Origin of the sequence: Candidatus Accumulibacter similis, from assembly GCA_013347225.1 — a bacterium.
Classification (GTDB): Bacteria; Pseudomonadota; Gammaproteobacteria; order Burkholderiales; family Rhodocyclaceae; genus Accumulibacter; species Accumulibacter similis.
Genome location: CP054595.1, coordinates 4129421 through 4144363 on the forward strand (window position 1 = coordinate 4129421; position 14943 = coordinate 4144363).

A 14943-nucleotide genomic window follows, 5' to 3' on the forward strand; every position below is an offset into this window, starting at 1 on the left:
GGCGACGCGACATACAGAAGAAGGACTTGCACATGGCCAAGATCAGCACGAAGCCCTGGCACAAGGTGGTCGACTTGAGGCCGGACATCCGCAGCGGCGAACTTTCACAGAAGGAGTTCGCCGCGGACCTCTACGACGTGATGTTGGAACGCAACCGCTCCGTCTACCACGATCCGAAGGAGTTCTTCGCGCTGACCTATCCGACGACCAAGCTGCGCGATCTGGCGCGCGACGTGGTCCTCAGGCTTGCCGGGAAGTCGGAGAAGGCTGTCCGGCAGCTCCAGCTGACCTATGGCGGGGGCAAGACGCACGCGCTGATCACGCTGGTGCACCTGACCGCCGCACCGGACAAGCTGCCCAAGCTGCCGGCAGTAGAGGAGTTCACCACTCACATTGGCACCGTGCCCCCCAAGGCGCGCATTGCCGCGCTGGCCTTCGACCAGCTCGATCTCGAAACGGGCATGGACGTCAAAGCCCCTGACGGGACGGTGCGCCGGTTCAAGATGCCGTGGAGCGCATTGGCCTGGCAGTTGGGCGGCAAGACCGGGTTGAAGGTCCTGGGCAAAGAGGACGGCGAGCGCGACACGGCGCCCGCGACGAACGTCCTGGAAGAGCTGCTCGCGCTGCCGGCTAAGGACGGTCTCTCGACCTTGATCCTGCTCGACGAGGTGCTGATGTGGGCGCGGCAGGTCGTCGGCGTCGACGCGGCCTGGCTCGGCAAGGCGGAGTACTTCTTTCAGTGCCTGACCCAGGCGGCAGGGCGCGTCCCGGGCTGCGCGCTGGTGGCCTCGCTGCTGGCCTCTGACCCAGCCAAGAGCGACGAGCTCGGCAAGAAGATCGAAAAGGCGCTGTACGAGATCTTCCAGCGCGTGTCGGATGCTGGCGTGCAGCCGGTGGAACGGCAGGACGTCGCCGAAGTGCTGCGGCGGCGACTGCTGACTCCGGCCAGCTACACGAACCGCGGCGAGTGGAAGCAGCAGGTGGTGAGCGCGCTCAACGGCATCTGTGATCTCGACGACCAGACGAAAAAGAACCGCTCACACGAGGAAGAGCGTTTCCTGGCGGCATTCCCGTTCCACCCGAACCTGACCGATGCGTTCTTCGAGAAGTGGACGCAGTTGGAGGGCTTCCAGCGCACTCGTGGCGTACTGCGGACCTTCGCGATGGCCCTGCGGGACGCGGAGAGGTGGGGCGATCCTTCACCCAACGTTGGTCCAGCAGCTTTCTTGTCCGCGCCTTCGGATGTCGCGCTGACCGATGCCACGCGCGAATTGGCCACGATCGCCCGCACCGAGCAGTACGAGGGCAAGCGGCAGGACTGGCAGGCGATCCTGGAAGGCGAGATCAAGAAGGCGCGCGAGATCCAGGAGGAGGGCTTTGGGCTCAAATTCCGCGAGATCGAGCAGGCCGTGGTCGCGACTTTCCTGCACTCCCAGCCGATCGGCCAGAAGGCGCAGACGCGGGAACTGATGGTGATGCTCGGCGCCAACGGCTCGGACAAGATCGATCTGAGCAAAGGCCTTGCGCGCTGGGCTGACGTGTCGTGGTACCTGGATGACACCTTCACGGCGGAGAAGGAAGGCAACCTGCCGAAGGTGTGGCGGCTTGGCTCCAAGCCGAACCTCAAGCAGATGCACCACGACGCCCGGCAGCACATCTCTGAGACGGTGCTGGACGAGGTGCTGGAGAAGGAGATCGGCCAGACCAAGCGTTTGACCGAGGGCGCGCGCACTATGGGCGCTGCGGTCCACATGCTGCCGTCCAAGCCCTCGGATATCGAAGACGACGGCGAGTTTCACTACGCGGTGCTGGGCCCCAAGGCCGCGTCCGAGTCGGGCAAGCCGAGTGCGGAGGCCAAGCGGTTCATCGACGAGACCACGGCGGCCGATCGTCCCCGCGCCACCAACCGGAACGCCGTCGTGCTCGCGGTGCCGTCCAAGGATGGCATCGAGCTCGCCCGCGAGAAGGTGCGCGATGCGCTCGGCTGGGAGAAGGTCCGGGAGCTGCTCAAGAGCCGCGACGATGTCGACACCGTCCGCTTCGCACAGCTTGAGGCCAACCTGAAGGCGGCACGCAGCGAGATGACGTCACAGGTGATCATGGCCTACTGCATCGTCGTGACCGTGAACGAGGCGAACGACGTCGCGGCGTTTCGCCTGGCCATCGACAACGAGCCGCTGTTCACCAAAATCGTCAACGACAAGCGCGCCCGCATCGAGAGCACCGCAGTTAATGCCGAGGCGCTCCTGCCGGGTGGGCCGTACGACCTGTGGCAGGCGGGCGAGAAGTCACGCTACGTGAAGGACCTGGTCGGCGCGTTTGCTTCCACCGCGAAGTTGCCGAAGATGCTGAATCGGGGCGCGATCCTCGACACACTGCTGCTCGGTTGCGAGGCCGGCGAGTTCGTGCTGCAGGTATCCCGGGCCGACAAGTCGGTCCGTACGTTCTGGAAGGCGCGGCCGGATGACGTGGCGCTGCGCGATCCGTCGCTCGAAGTGGTGCTGTCGGATGCTGCAACGTTGGTTGACCTCGAACCCGCCTTGGTTGCGCCTGGAGCTCTCCCGGAGCTGTGGAAGACGGATGCAATCAAGCTCAGCGATGTCGCGGCGTACTTCTCCGGAAAGCACTACGTGCAGATCGACAAGGGAGGCTACACGGAGCCGCTGTCGATCCCTGGCGCATCAACGGACGCGATCAAGGCTGCGGTGTCGGGTTCCGTCAAGTCGGGGCGGGTGTGGCTGCTGAACGGGACGATCAGCGTCTGCGGTGATGAGGTTCCTGCCGGCTTTCTGACAGACGAAGCGCAGCTGCTGCCGCCGCCAGCGCCGTTGTCGACAGCCGATCTCCTGCCTGCGAATCTGCCGGCGGCTTGGACGGAGAAGGTCACAACCGCGCATCTGATCCACGCCTCGCTGTCGAACAAGCGCGGCAAGCCCCTGCCCTGGGCACCGGTTCGGCAGGCGCTCGACGAAGCCTTCCGATTGGGAGTGCTCGAACGGACGGCCGACTCCCGTGACTGGCCCACCGACTTCGGCGGCGCGGCCGGCGTGAAGATGGTTGTTCGGACCGAAGTCAAGGAGCCGCCGCCGAAGAAGGGCTACGGCGCAAAGCAGGTCACAGCCGAACTGCGCCCGAACGAGATCCAGGACCTCGCCGACCAGCTCGGCGAGCTGACGAAGGCTGCCGCGGGTCACGAGCTGAAGTTCTCGATTCAGATCCAGGTGGGAACCGACAAGGCGCCGCCAGACGACGTGGTGGAACAGATGAACAAGATCCTGGTCGGGATCAAGAAGGGGATGCGGCTCGAGTAGCGAAGTTGTGCGTAGCCACAAGCCACACGCGTTGCGCCAGAGAGGGGGAAGCAAATGGTTCGAAGGTACCTTGACGCGTTCGGTGACGCGATCTGCCGACTGCTGGGAGAAACGCTTCCGCGCATCGAGACCGATTGGTGGACACGGCGCGTACTAGACCGCCTCACGTTCCAGCAGCAAAGCTTCGTTCGCTCGAGTGGAACCGCAACTCTCGACGGGCTCGATGTGGCGGCCCTGATGCGCGTGCTTGACCAGAACTGGCATGAGATTGCGCCGCTGCGCAATCTGCCGCCGATCGCGCGGACTTGGCTGAAGGAGACGCAGACCATTCGCAACCGCTGGGCCCATGCCCCCGCAAGCGGTCTTCCACCGGACGAGACCTACCGGGACCTGGACACCATGGAGCGGCTTCTGACCGCTATTGGCGGTAGCTCCAGCAGTCTCGACGAGATACGCAAGGAGAAGGCCGCGCTATTGCAGAAGCTGGGCAGCGCCGGGCGGCCCCCAACAGGAGAGCCTCAGGCGTCGAACAGCGAGGGGGCTTTGCGGCGCGGCACCCTTGTTCGACTGAAGGCAAGGCCAGCGGTCACCGGGGCCGTCGTCGATCACGTACCCGGCGCGCCTGAAGATCGCTACGTGGTCTTTCACGACGGTACGACCACCACGTACTACGCCTCACAACTGGAACCAGTCGAGGTGCCACGTTCTATAGCACGCGGGGTCCAGCTTCCGGAGCTGAACGCAACACTGACGGCCTGTCAGCTGCTGCATCCCAGCACTGCGAATCTCTATTCCCTCTATGCAGCCCGCATCAACTTCGTCCCCTACCAGTTTCGACCGGTCCTAAAGCTTATTCAGTCCGATCGCCCGCGCTTGCTCATCGCGGATGAAGTCGGTGTCGGCAAGACGATTGAAGCCGGGTTGATCTTGAAGGAGTTGCAGGCCCGCCGGGAGGTGCGCTCGGTCCTCGTCATATGCCCCAAACCGCTCGTCGCAGAGCGAAAGTGGCTGGAGGAGCTGAAGCGCTTCGATGAACAGTTCGTGCACCTCGATGGCGACGCCCTTCGCTATTGCATCGAAGAGACTCATCTGGACGGTTTGTGGCCGCAGCAGTACTCCAAGGCCATAGTCCCTTACTCATTGTTCGACGAAGTGCTGCTAGGCGGCCGACAGAAAGGCAACAAGACGCAGAGGGGGCTCCTCGACCTCGATCCTCCCCCGACCTTCGACCTGGTCATCGTCGACGAGGCGCATCACATCCGCAACACGGAGACATGGGCATATCGGACCGTCCGTTTTTTCTGTGACAACGCTGAGGCCGCCGTTCTGATGTCGGCAACGCCGATACAACTCAGCGATAACGACCTATTCAACCTTCTGCATCTCCTGCGGCCGGATGTGCTTCCCTCACGACGCGACTTCGACCGCATGGCCGAACCCAATCCGCATCTGAACCGTGCGATCGAACTCGCGCGGCGGGTACAGCCAGGATGGGAGGGCGAAGCGCGCGCCTGCCTTCAGGCGGCGTTCGCGACGCCCTGGGGGAGGACCGTGTTGGCGCCTAACCCCAAGGTTCAGGAGACCTTCGACAGCTTGGGTTCATTGGGCGACGAGGCGGCTAGACGTCTCCAGTTCGTTCGAAATCTCGAAGAGACGTACACGTTCTCCAGCTACATCAATCGCACGCGTCGTCGCGACATCGGCAGCTTTACCACGCGTAAGCCAGAGACAGTCTCGGTCGAGTTCACGGTTGAGCAGCGGGCTTTGCATGACGATCTGCTTGCGTTGATCGCTCGGATCATGGAGCGCCGGCATGGCAATGCGAACCTGCAGTTCCTGCTGACAACTATCCGCCGGCAAGCGGCGAGCTGCATCTTCGGACTGGCTCCGATGCTCGAGGCGATCTTGTCGAGGCACCTGTCGGCGCTCGAGCTCAGTGAGGCAGGCGACGAAACCACGCCGGATCAGATTGGAGATGAGCTGGCGGACTTCCGTGTTGAGATCGAGGCATTGATTAAGCGCTCGCGCAATCTCTCACGTGTCGACCCGAAGCTTGAAGCGCTACGACAAGTCGTTCGCGACAAGCAGAAACTGCCCAACAACAAGCTCTTGTTGTTCAGCACTTTCCGGCACACCTTGGCCTACCTGCTCGACAGCCTAGCGGTGGAAGGCATCAGGATTGGACTGATCCACGGTGACATCGCGGAGGACGAGCGCCGGGTGCTGCGCAACCGGTTTGGGCTTGCGCGCGCGAACCCCGAGGCCATCGATCTTCTGATGTCCTCCGAGGTCGGGTGTGAAGGTCTCGACTACCAGTTCTGCGACGGCCTTGTGAACTACGACCTGCCGTGGAATCCGATGCGGGTCGAGCAGAGGATTGGCCGCATCGATCGCTACGGACAGCGCAGCGAAACCGTGGCGGTCTACAACTTCGTGACGCCAGGAACGGTTGACGCTGACATCTACGAACGCTGTCTTTTGCGGATCGGCGTCTTCCGGGAAGCGCTAGGTGGCAGCGAGGAGATACTCGGCAGACTGACCCGAGAGATTCGGGACGTCGTGGAGAACCTGACGCTGACGGCGGAGGAGCGGGTCGCAAGACTTCAGCAGCTTGCAGATAACGAAGTCAGGGCGGTGCAGGAACAAGCTCGACTGGAGGATGAACAGTCGAAGCTCTTTGGCATCGCCGTGCCGTCGCGGTCATTCGAGGACATGGTGCGCGAGGCATCAAGCTACTGGCTGACGCCGTTGATGCTTGCGAATCTCGTAGCGAACTACCTCGAAGCGCTTGCCGGTGGGAGGGAAGTGCCTGGCATCAGGGACAAGAAGATCGCAACCCTTCGGCTGGCGCGGGAGGTGCGCGAAGCACTGCTCACGGATTTCCGAGATATCGCGCAGAGTGGAGCCACAGCAAGGGCGTGGGAGCGCTGGCTTAAGAGTAGCGACCCGTACTTCACGCTGACCTTTGATCCGGCCACCGCCGACGAGCGGCGCGACATCGCGTTTATCACGCCGACGCACCCACTGGTCAGACAAGCGGCGAAGCGCTTCGGTCCAACCGGAGCAGTCGGGTCGGTGATCGCTGTGCGAACCAATGAGGTGACGGAGGGCCGTTACCCCTTTGCGGTCTACCGGTGGCGGAAGCTCGGCCTCAAGGAAGACTTCGCGTTTCAAACGGTCTGTAGCGACCCGCACGTCGCGTCCCGACTTCTGGATCTGCTCGGCACTGCCAGCGCGGCGGAGGGCGACGGGCATACGCGAGAGCAGGAGAAGCAGCTGGAGTCCGCGCACTACGCCGCGTGGAGCCAGGCACGCGCCGATCACATCGAGCAGGTCACTCAGATGTCAGCGGCACGGCTCGCATCGCTCCGGCTAACGCATGAAGCGCGCATTGCCCTGCTGGAGGAGCAGCGGGATCAGGCGAACGACGAGCGGATTCGGCGGATGCGCGAGTCGCAGATCGACACCGCGGGTCTCGATTTTGAAAGGCGCTCAGCCGAATTAGCCGACGCGCCGGCGCGTGCGGATGTTGTCGCTGAACCGATTGCCTTCGGCGTGCTCGTGGTCGAGCCAGTCACCGCGGCAGGTTGACAAGCGATCCCGGAACATCATTCCTTCAGCGGGAACAGATCATGCCGCGAGACTATGACGCGATCTCCCGATACAACGAGGAGCAGCTCGGGAAAGATCGGAAGTCGCGAATGTCGCAGGTGGCGATGTACGCGGATACCGCGCACTTCGTGTACGAGTTGCTTCAGAACGCGGACGACGCTGGAGCGACAGAGATCAGCTTCGTCCTCGGCAGCGATGGACTCGTGGTTGAGCACAACGGGAAGCCGTTCGACGAGGAAGACGTTCGGGCGATCAGCTACTTTGGAAAGGGGAAGACCGAGGTGACCGCTATCGGACACTTCGGATTGGGATTCAAGTCGGTCTTCGCCTACACCGCATCACCGAGGATTCATTCGACCGAAGACGACTTCGAACTGGTCGACCTATACACGCTGCGATCGGTGGATCGCCCCCGGGATCTGCCGAAGGGACGAACGCGATTCATACTGCCGTTCGATCACGTTCAGCGGCGGCCCGTCTATATCGAGGTGTCGAAGCTCAAGCGCGCCGACAAGGCGCGCGCGGAAATCGGAAGCAAGCTCAAGGCCCTAGGGGGTGCCACGCTGCTCTTCACCAAGACGCTCAGGGAGATTCAGTGGTCGGATGGCCGGAGCAGCGGTCAGTACCTGCGGGAGGACACCCCACTCCGGGGAGGGGGGCGTGAAACGTTGATCGTTTCAGGAGACGCCGGCGACCAGTACTTCCTCGTGTACGAAAGGGCGATCGCGTGGCCCGACGACGACGGGGTCGATTCTGAGCGTCGCCCCATCGCAGTGGCGGTAGAGCTCAACAAGTCGTACAAGAGCGGCGGTCGCGTGCACGGGCCTGACGCCCGCAAGCTGTGGGTGTTTTTTCCAACCGACAAGGAAACGCATGTCGGATGGATCATTCAGGGGCCTTACCGCACCACGCCCGCTCGCGACAACGTCCCAGCCGATGACGAGTTCAACCGGCACCTCGTGGCAGAGACCGCAACGCTGCTGCGCCATAGCCTGAACGCCATGCGCCCACTGGGCGTGGTGGACGCAGACTTGTTGTCTCGACTCCCCTTGGACGAGTCGAAGTTCGAGAAGGGCAGCTTCTTCAGGCCGCTGTATGAAGCTGTGCGGACAGCTCTTAAGGAAGATGCACTGCTACCAACCGCCAAGGGAAAGCACGTTCCCGCCGTGCGTGCCAAGCTTGCGCGGGGTCAGAAGTTGACCGAACTTCTGACGTCGAAGCAGTTGGGCGCGCTCTTCGGAGAAGAAGAGCTCGAATGGCTGGATGCCGGCATCACGGCCGACAACTACCCAGTGCTCTACCGCTACTTCGTCGGGGCGAAGCAATACGCGTGGGGCAAGGATTGGCTCGTCAAGCCGCTCGCCCGTGGCATGGAGGTCCGCGTTGAGGACTTCGCCGAGAAGCTCACGGCGAAGTTCATGGATGACCAGTCGGATGCATGGGTCCTGAGTCTGTACCGATTCCTTCAGGAAGGCCGCGGGCAGCTGTACACAAACTTCACATCACGCCCTCTGATTCGGCTCGAGAGCGGGAAGCACGTGCCGCCCTTCTCCGGCAACCGTACCGCACCGAACGCCTATCTGCCCACCGGGGCGGACTCTGAACTGCCAACAGTCAAGCGCACGCTCTGCAAGGACAAGCAGGTTGTCGAGTTCCTCAAGGAGCTCGGTCTATCGACACCGGATATCGTCGATGAAGTCATCGAGACGGTGTTGCCTCGGTATGCGGGCGGCAAGAGCGTGGAGATCAAGGTCTGGCAGAGCGACTTCCGAAAGATCCTCGGCGCCCTTGAAGGCGCGGACCTGGCAAAGCGATATCGGCTGTCGGAGAAACTGAAGGGGCCAAACTGGATCCTGGTGCAAGCCGCTGAAGCTGACGCCCTCTATCTTGTGGGGCCTGACCATGCGTACGTACCAAGCGACGAACTGAAGCTGTACTTCAGAGTCAACGCTGAGGCGCGATTTCTCGCGGAGGGCTACTACACGGACGAGCAGGTAGAAACGTTGGTTGCGCTTGGCGTGGCGCGCGCTCCCAGGATCAAGGTCCGGCCCCCTTCGTACGAGGGACACGTCACTCTCGCCAACAGCTGGGGACATCATAAGCGCGGATTGGCGGGATTCGATCCGAGCTGGTCGGTTGACGGGTTGCAGTCCGCGCTCGCTGTGGCCACCGCACAGGTCTCGGCATTCGTGTGGAACCGAATAGCAGTTCCACATGCACATCTCATTCGCGGGCAGGTGGAATCGTCATCCAGGCAAACTTTCGAATCTTCCCGGAAGAGGGAGGAGTGGTCTGGGACTGGCGAGTTTCTGCGCGACACCGCCTGGCTTCCGGACCTCGAGGGAGTTCTTCACAAGCCGTCGCAATTGATGCTCGTTGATCTGCCGGTCGAGTTTGATCGGGAGTCTGCCCAGGCTAAGCGCCTGGCTGAGGCCTTGGGCATGAAGCAGCCAGAGACGGTGAAGGCAATCGATGCCCTCGCTGCCGGAGACGAGCGAAAGAGACGCCTGATTGAGACGCTGGCGCGAGGTGATCTCCCCGACGATGTCCTGGACCGGATGGAGAAGTTGCTGCCGAAGGCGGAAACGGCGAAGCCGCCTCCGAGCTTTCGGGATGCAGTTCGGGCGATCTATCGGCGCCAGAAGACGCAGGACGAGCGCGATGATGATCGCCCCAACGATGTCCGGAACCCACACCGTTACGAAACGAAGCTTCGCGAAGAGATTGATGATCAGAAGACCAACGCGCCCCCAGTGCGCACGCCTCGGTTCGTAGTCGTTCGGGAACGAGACGACAACAAGGAGGCGCGGCAGTTTCTGTATCAGCAGTACAAGGGGGCGTGCCAGGTTGCAGGACAGACGTTCGCCAAGGCCGACGGCTCGAACTACTTTGTCGCAGTCGCGCTCGTTCCCTACCAAGGGACCGACTACCTCAATCACCCCGGCAATCTTTTTTGCCTGAGTGCCGACATGGCGGCCCGGTTTCTCTACGGCTCATTCGAGTGGGTCGACGACCTTGAAGCAAAGATCAAGGCGTTTCGTCCGGCGGTCGAGGGGGGCAACGAGCGGGATCGCACAATTCGCGTGCGGATCGTTGGGGAGGAGAAGAACATTCGCTTCTCCGAGCCACACTTCCTTCGACTGAAGGCGCTGTGGTCTGCAGGGTAGGAGGCAGGAGCTCGAACGTTCGCCTGTCCAATGCCGTCCGTTGCGAGCATTGCTTACGCGGCGTAGTCTGTCGAGAGCCATCGCTGTGACTAGATGCGCATTGCCTGCTGAAGGTGAAGCAAGTGAGTGAAGTTGGGGCGCGACTGCGGGATTTCTTGGCGACGTGGCTAAATGGCCGCGCCGCCGAAGTGCGGGCGGCGTTGTCGGTGGGCTTCCCGAAGGAGGACGCCGCCGAGCAGGAGGCGGATTCCGCGATTGATGCGGGGCCGGGCAACGAACGAATGGGGACGCGGATCCGGGGCAGCCGGTTCGGTCAGGATGCGCCGGGCTACTTGACACGCAACGGGCTCGGCAGCTTGGAGATCGGCGCCGCCGACGACTAATCCGCGCGGTCGCTCACGGTTTCTTGGTCTCACGCTTCCCGGTAGTCGACCGACCAACGCTGTCATCCGCGCTCGACGATGGTGGCTTGCCGTCCGTTTCTGGCGCCGTCGGTTTCGGGCCGGCCATAGGGACGCCGTCCTTGTCGAAGTGCCATTCGCCGATAGGCTCGACCTTGGGCGGAGTGCCGAGGTCGGGCTGACTCGCGTTGGCGCCGACCGTGTCCCACACGGCCTGGTTCCCGCCGTGGTTGGGGCTGACCTTGCCGATGCGCACCGAGGCCTTGTAGTACTCGCTGAGGGTTCCGGCGTTCTGAGATAGCTGGCTGCGGCCCTTGTCGATCTTGTTCCTCGCTTCGGTCTCGCTGGCGCCGACGCGACCGGAGAGGTCATTGCCCACCGGTTGGCCGGGTACGGCGCGCTGGCGAGTCAGGCGCGCGCGGATCTCGGCTTCGTTGGTCGCAGTCTGTTCGCGAACTGTGCTGGCGTTCCCCGTCCGTGCACCGGCGTCGTACTGCTCGCGAAGCGACGATTCGGGCCAGCCCATGGTTTCCGCCAGGGGCCGAGATGGAACGAGCGGGCTGTCACTGGGGACGTAGCCCGTTGCCGAGCTTCCGCCGCGCGCATAGGAGTGGGCGATGTCGGTCACAGCGCGCTGCAGTTTGATTGGATCTTCCTCGCGTAAGAGTCCGCGCTCGGAGAGACGCCGCGCCGCGTAGTTGGTGAAGTCGGTCTGCGTACCACTGCTCCACTCGCGCATGAACTGCGCGGTGCGGGCCAGCTCTCGGGCCTGGCCGTAGGCGCTATCGCTGGAGGTTTGCCGCTCCATGGACTCACGGGCTGACGAGTCGTAGCCGGCGGTGGATGCCGTGCGGTTGCTGCGGGCCCACTGGTAGGCGTCGGAAGTCCTGAAGTCCTTGATCAAGGCGCTGGCTTCGGTGAGCTGCGAGCTCTCGACCGCTTTGCGGGCGTAGTCGTAGGCGCTCTGCAGCCGCTGCTGATCTACCTTGCGGCCTTCGAACGAGAGCTGGCCGCCGATCTCGGTCAGCGGGATCTTCGCGCCGGCGGACGCTGCAGCAGCGATGCTCTTGCCGACCGTCGAGTCCTCGCTCAGCCCCAGTTTGCGGTTCACGTCCTTCGCCACTGAGCTCAGCGTCTGCAGCTGGGTCGAGGTTGACCCGCCGTCCGAGGCACTGGTCGCACCCGATCGCTGCTGCGAGCGCTCGTACCCTTCCTGGATGGCGAGCGCGCGGGTCAGCGCCGTGGCCTGGCTGCGCTGCATGGCCTCGCGCTCGGTGCGCGCAAGGGTCTCGGCTTCGCGTGCGCTTTCGCCCAGGGCGTTCGCCTGCCGTTCGGTGAAGGTGAAAGTGCTGGCCAGCCGGCTCAGGTTTGCCTGGTATCGGAAGACGCCGGCATCGGGGCCGCTGCCCTGGATGGTGGTGCCGTAGGCGTCGCTGGTCGTCGACATGAAGGCGGACGATCGTGTCGGAGCCAGCTGCTGCTGATCCATCGAGACCGCGTTCTGGGTGATGCTGCCCTTTGAGGTGGCTGTCGCTTCGCTGGATGCCGCCGACTGGACGGCGCCGACGCCGGTCACCGCCTGGAACGCCACTTCGCCGCCCTTGATGATGGCGGTGGCGATGATCGGGATCGAAATCACCATGTAGCCGGCGATCGCCTGGTCGGAGACGGCGCCGCTGTAGATACTGGCGGCGGTTTCCAGGGCCAAGCCCTGGGCAACCGTGCCCATCTTCGCCGCGGCTTCGAGGTTGCGCGCGCTGGCCAGCGTGGCAACGTAGTTGAGGATGGCGTAGAGCGGGGGCCAGAGCTGGATCCACACCAGGCTCATCGCGAAGCTCTTGATGGCCATCGCGAGGCCGCGGCCCTGTGCCAGCAAGAACAGCAGGAACACGAACGGGAACACCGCGTAGATGACGGCCTCGATCACGTTCCTGACCAGCGGCAGCGCCTGCTCGGCGATCTTGCCCATGGTGAGGAACGCGGAGTTCACCGACGCCGTGGCGTTGGCGCGCGCGGTGGCGATCATCAGTGCGGCCGGGTCGTTGAGCTTCTGGCCGGCAAGGCTGCGGCTGTCCTGCACCAGATTGATCATGATGTTCTGGCGTAGCAGGTCGGCCGCACCCTGGGCCGCGGTGGCGATCTTCGTCTTGTAGTAGGCCTGCTCGATCTGCGCGTCGATGACCGTCAGGGCGGCGGCCGGTTCCAGTGTGGGATTGAGCTGGAAGGCGAGGATCGATCGCGCGTGCGCCACTTCGGCCGGCAGGCGGGCGGCGAGGTAGGTGTAGGCGTTCGGGCAGGCGTCGACTTGCACGGGGTTGCCGTACGTGGTGAACCGCGCCGGGTTGGGCGTGCCCATCAGCGACCAGATGTCGGTGCTGCGCGCAAAGGCGGCGGGGTCGATCGTGCCGTCCTGCAGGTCGTAGACGGTGCAGTTGTGAATGAAGGCGATGAGGTCGGTGCGCAACTGCGGATCGGCAACGTTCGCTGCGCGGGAGGCCTGGATCAGGCGGTTGCCGAACATCACGCCGTTCTTCTGGTACGCGAGCTCGCCGGGGAGCTGCGCGTTGGTGGCCGGGATGACCTGGAAGGCGGTCTCGAAGAATCGCGTCATCACGTCACCCACCTTACTGGTGGCGTGCCCGAAGAAGGCCACGCCGATCGGCACGTTGCCCACGGCCACCGGCGGCTGGCTGCCGAGCTTGTCGACTATCACCACGGTCGACTTGGGCAGGAAGAGCGCGTAGTAGACGAGCAGGAAGCCCATCAGCCAGCCCCAGCCGTGGAACTTGCCCGGCGTGAAGAGCCCGGCGAACGCCGCCACCAGCACGCCGGTGATGGCGATGGCCTTGATGAGACCGAAGTAGTCGGCGCCGCCCATGATGGCGGCGATGGCGTTGAAGACCCCCGTCAGGGTGTCGACGTTGCCGTAAGCGTAGATCTCGAACATGCGGGCGCGAGCGGCTCGTGCCCGAACTCAGGAGCCGCGGGCGCCGCTGCTGGCGCTGAAGTCGAGCATCGACTTCACCGACGAGGGCATCGAGCTCCAGAGCTGGCGCTCCAGCGTCTGCAGATCTTGGGTCATCGAGGAGACCGAGCGCACCTTGGCGTAGGCGGCCTGCTTCTCGGTGAGGAGCTGGCGCTGGGCCTCCTGGGCGTTCTCTCGAATCGCGTCGATGTACTGCTGCTCGATGCCGGTGCGCTTGAGCGCCTGCGACAGGGCGCTCATGGCCTGGCGGATGGCGCGGTTGAGGAAGGTCTCCGCGTAGTCGAGCGCGATCACGTCCTTGTAGGTCTCGATCAGCGTCTCGGCGGTGCTCGATCCCGGCACGGCGTTGGCCACCGAAAGCATCTTGTAGACCGGCTCGGTGGTGTTGTTGACGAATCCGATGTCTGCGGGCGTCTGCGGGCTGCGCGTGGCGATGTTGTCCGACATGCGGCGCAGCCGCTCCGACACCAGTCGGGTGAAAGGCTTGGCCGACACGGTGGTACGCGTCGGGTTCAGGCACTCGGCGGGCTCGTCGCAGACATACACCTCGATGTCGACGTTGCCCTCCGTGGCCGAGGCGCCGCGGCCGAGCAGCAGGTCGCGCAGACCCACGATGGTGGGTTCGGCGTAGCGCGGTGTCGCGCCGCTGCCGTCGTCGGCGGGCGGATACAGGATCACGGTGCCGATCACGCTCATGATCAGCTCCTTCTCCTGCTGGCTGATGCTGCCGCCCACCTGGTTGAGCGCGATCCAGGTGACGTTGCCCTTGACGAAGGTGGCGTTGCGCACGTTGGGGTCGGCGCTGTTGGCGGCGGTCTTCACGACGGCCGGCGCGTTGCTGGCGCAGGTGAGCCGGGCTTCGGCCCGGTCGGAGACGCTGCCGAGGTACTGGGAGATGTTCGCGCAGCCGCTCATCACCGAGTTGTCGTACTCGCCCACCACACCGTTCACCAGCGCCTGCGCGGCTTCGCAGGAGTTGATGTTCATCGCGTTGATCTTGTTGATCTGGTCCTGCAGCTCGGTCAGCAGTTTGTCGATGTCGGGCGAGATCGACTGGAGCGCCAGCTTGAAGGCGTAACCGACGGCGTTGGCACCGATGTTCTGCAAGAGTGCGATGAACTGCTGCTTGTTGATGAAGGAGAACGCACCGCCGTAGATGTCGATACCGCCGCAGCCGGCCCGCAGGCTGGGCAGCTGCACCGTGGCCAGCGGGTAGTTGCGGCCCGGGGCGCGCATCATCAGGCTGCCGCCGGTGTAGAGGTTCATCGCCTGGCCGCGGAACGCGCCCGGCGTGGTGACGTTGCCCAGCGCGCCCAGGTCGTTGAACATGGCCTGCATCTCGGCGTTCAGGTCGGCGGGGTGACTCACCAGCGGTGTGGTGGCCAGCGTCACGGCGAGCAGGCTGGCGATCAGGCGCTTGCCGAGGTGTCGGGCCGGGCGGGCGTTCGGGCGACGTGCCATGGTCG

General features: G+C 63.8%; 6 protein-coding genes. 4 read left to right on the forward strand and 2 right to left on the reverse strand.

Going from position 1 to position 14943, the window contains the following annotated elements:
* Window positions 1-32 precede the first annotated feature (32 nt).
* The 4 genes from HT579_18190 (at window position 33) to HT579_18205 (ending at window position 10473) form a co-directional block, all read left to right on the forward strand.
* Window positions 33-3311 (forward strand): ATP-binding protein, encoded by a 3279-nt coding sequence (locus tag HT579_18190; GenBank protein ID QKS30678.1) that lies wholly within the window; start codon window positions 33-35, stop codon window positions 3309-3311.
* Between the two features lie 54 nt (window positions 3312-3365).
* Window positions 3366-6902 (forward strand): DEAD/DEAH box helicase family protein, encoded by a 3537-nt coding sequence (locus tag HT579_18195; GenBank protein ID QKS30679.1) that lies wholly within the window; start codon window positions 3366-3368, stop codon window positions 6900-6902.
* A gap of 41 nt (window positions 6903-6943) precedes the next feature.
* A complete protein-coding gene (locus HT579_18200) occupies window positions 6944-10090 on the forward strand; it encodes a hypothetical protein (GenBank protein QKS30680.1) in 3147 nt (1048 codons plus the stop codon).
* A 122-nt stretch (window positions 10091-10212) separates the two neighbouring features.
* On the forward strand, window positions 10213-10473 hold the full coding sequence (locus HT579_18205) for a hypothetical protein (GenBank protein QKS30681.1): 261 nt from the start codon (window positions 10213-10215) through the stop codon (window positions 10471-10473).
* A gap of 13 nt (window positions 10474-10486) precedes the next feature.
* On the opposite strand, the gene HT579_18210 is transcribed toward HT579_18205, so the two are convergent.
* Window positions 10487-13438 carry a conjugal transfer protein TraG N-terminal domain-containing protein gene (locus HT579_18210; GenBank protein QKS30682.1) on the reverse strand — a complete coding sequence of 984 codons (2952 nt, stop codon included), beginning with the start codon at window positions 13436-13438 and terminating at the stop codon, window positions 10487-10489.
* 27 nt (window positions 13439-13465) lie between these two features.
* Window positions 13466-14938 carry a conjugal transfer protein TraH gene (locus HT579_18215; GenBank protein ID QKS30683.1) on the reverse strand — a complete coding sequence of 491 codons (1473 nt, stop codon included), beginning with the start codon at window positions 14936-14938 and terminating at the stop codon, window positions 13466-13468.
* Between the last annotated feature and the right edge of the window lie 5 nt (window positions 14939-14943).

Coding starts and splice junctions, on each gene's coding strand:
- HT579_18190 (QKS30678.1), top strand. CDS start 33: ATGGCCAAGATCAGCACGAAGCCCTGGCACAAGGTGGTCGACTTGAGG.
- HT579_18195 (QKS30679.1), top strand. CDS start 3,366: ATGGTTCGAAGGTACCTTGACGCGTTCGGTGACGCGATCTGCCGACTG.
- HT579_18200 (QKS30680.1), top strand. CDS start 6,944: ATGCCGCGAGACTATGACGCGATCTCCCGATACAACGAGGAGCAGCTC.
- HT579_18210 (QKS30682.1), bottom strand. CDS start 13,438: ATGTTCGAGATCTACGCTTACGGCAACGTCGACACCCTGACGGGGGTC.
- HT579_18215 (QKS30683.1), bottom strand. CDS start 14,938: ATGGCACGTCGCCCGAACGCCCGCCCGGCCCGACACCTCGGCAAGCGC.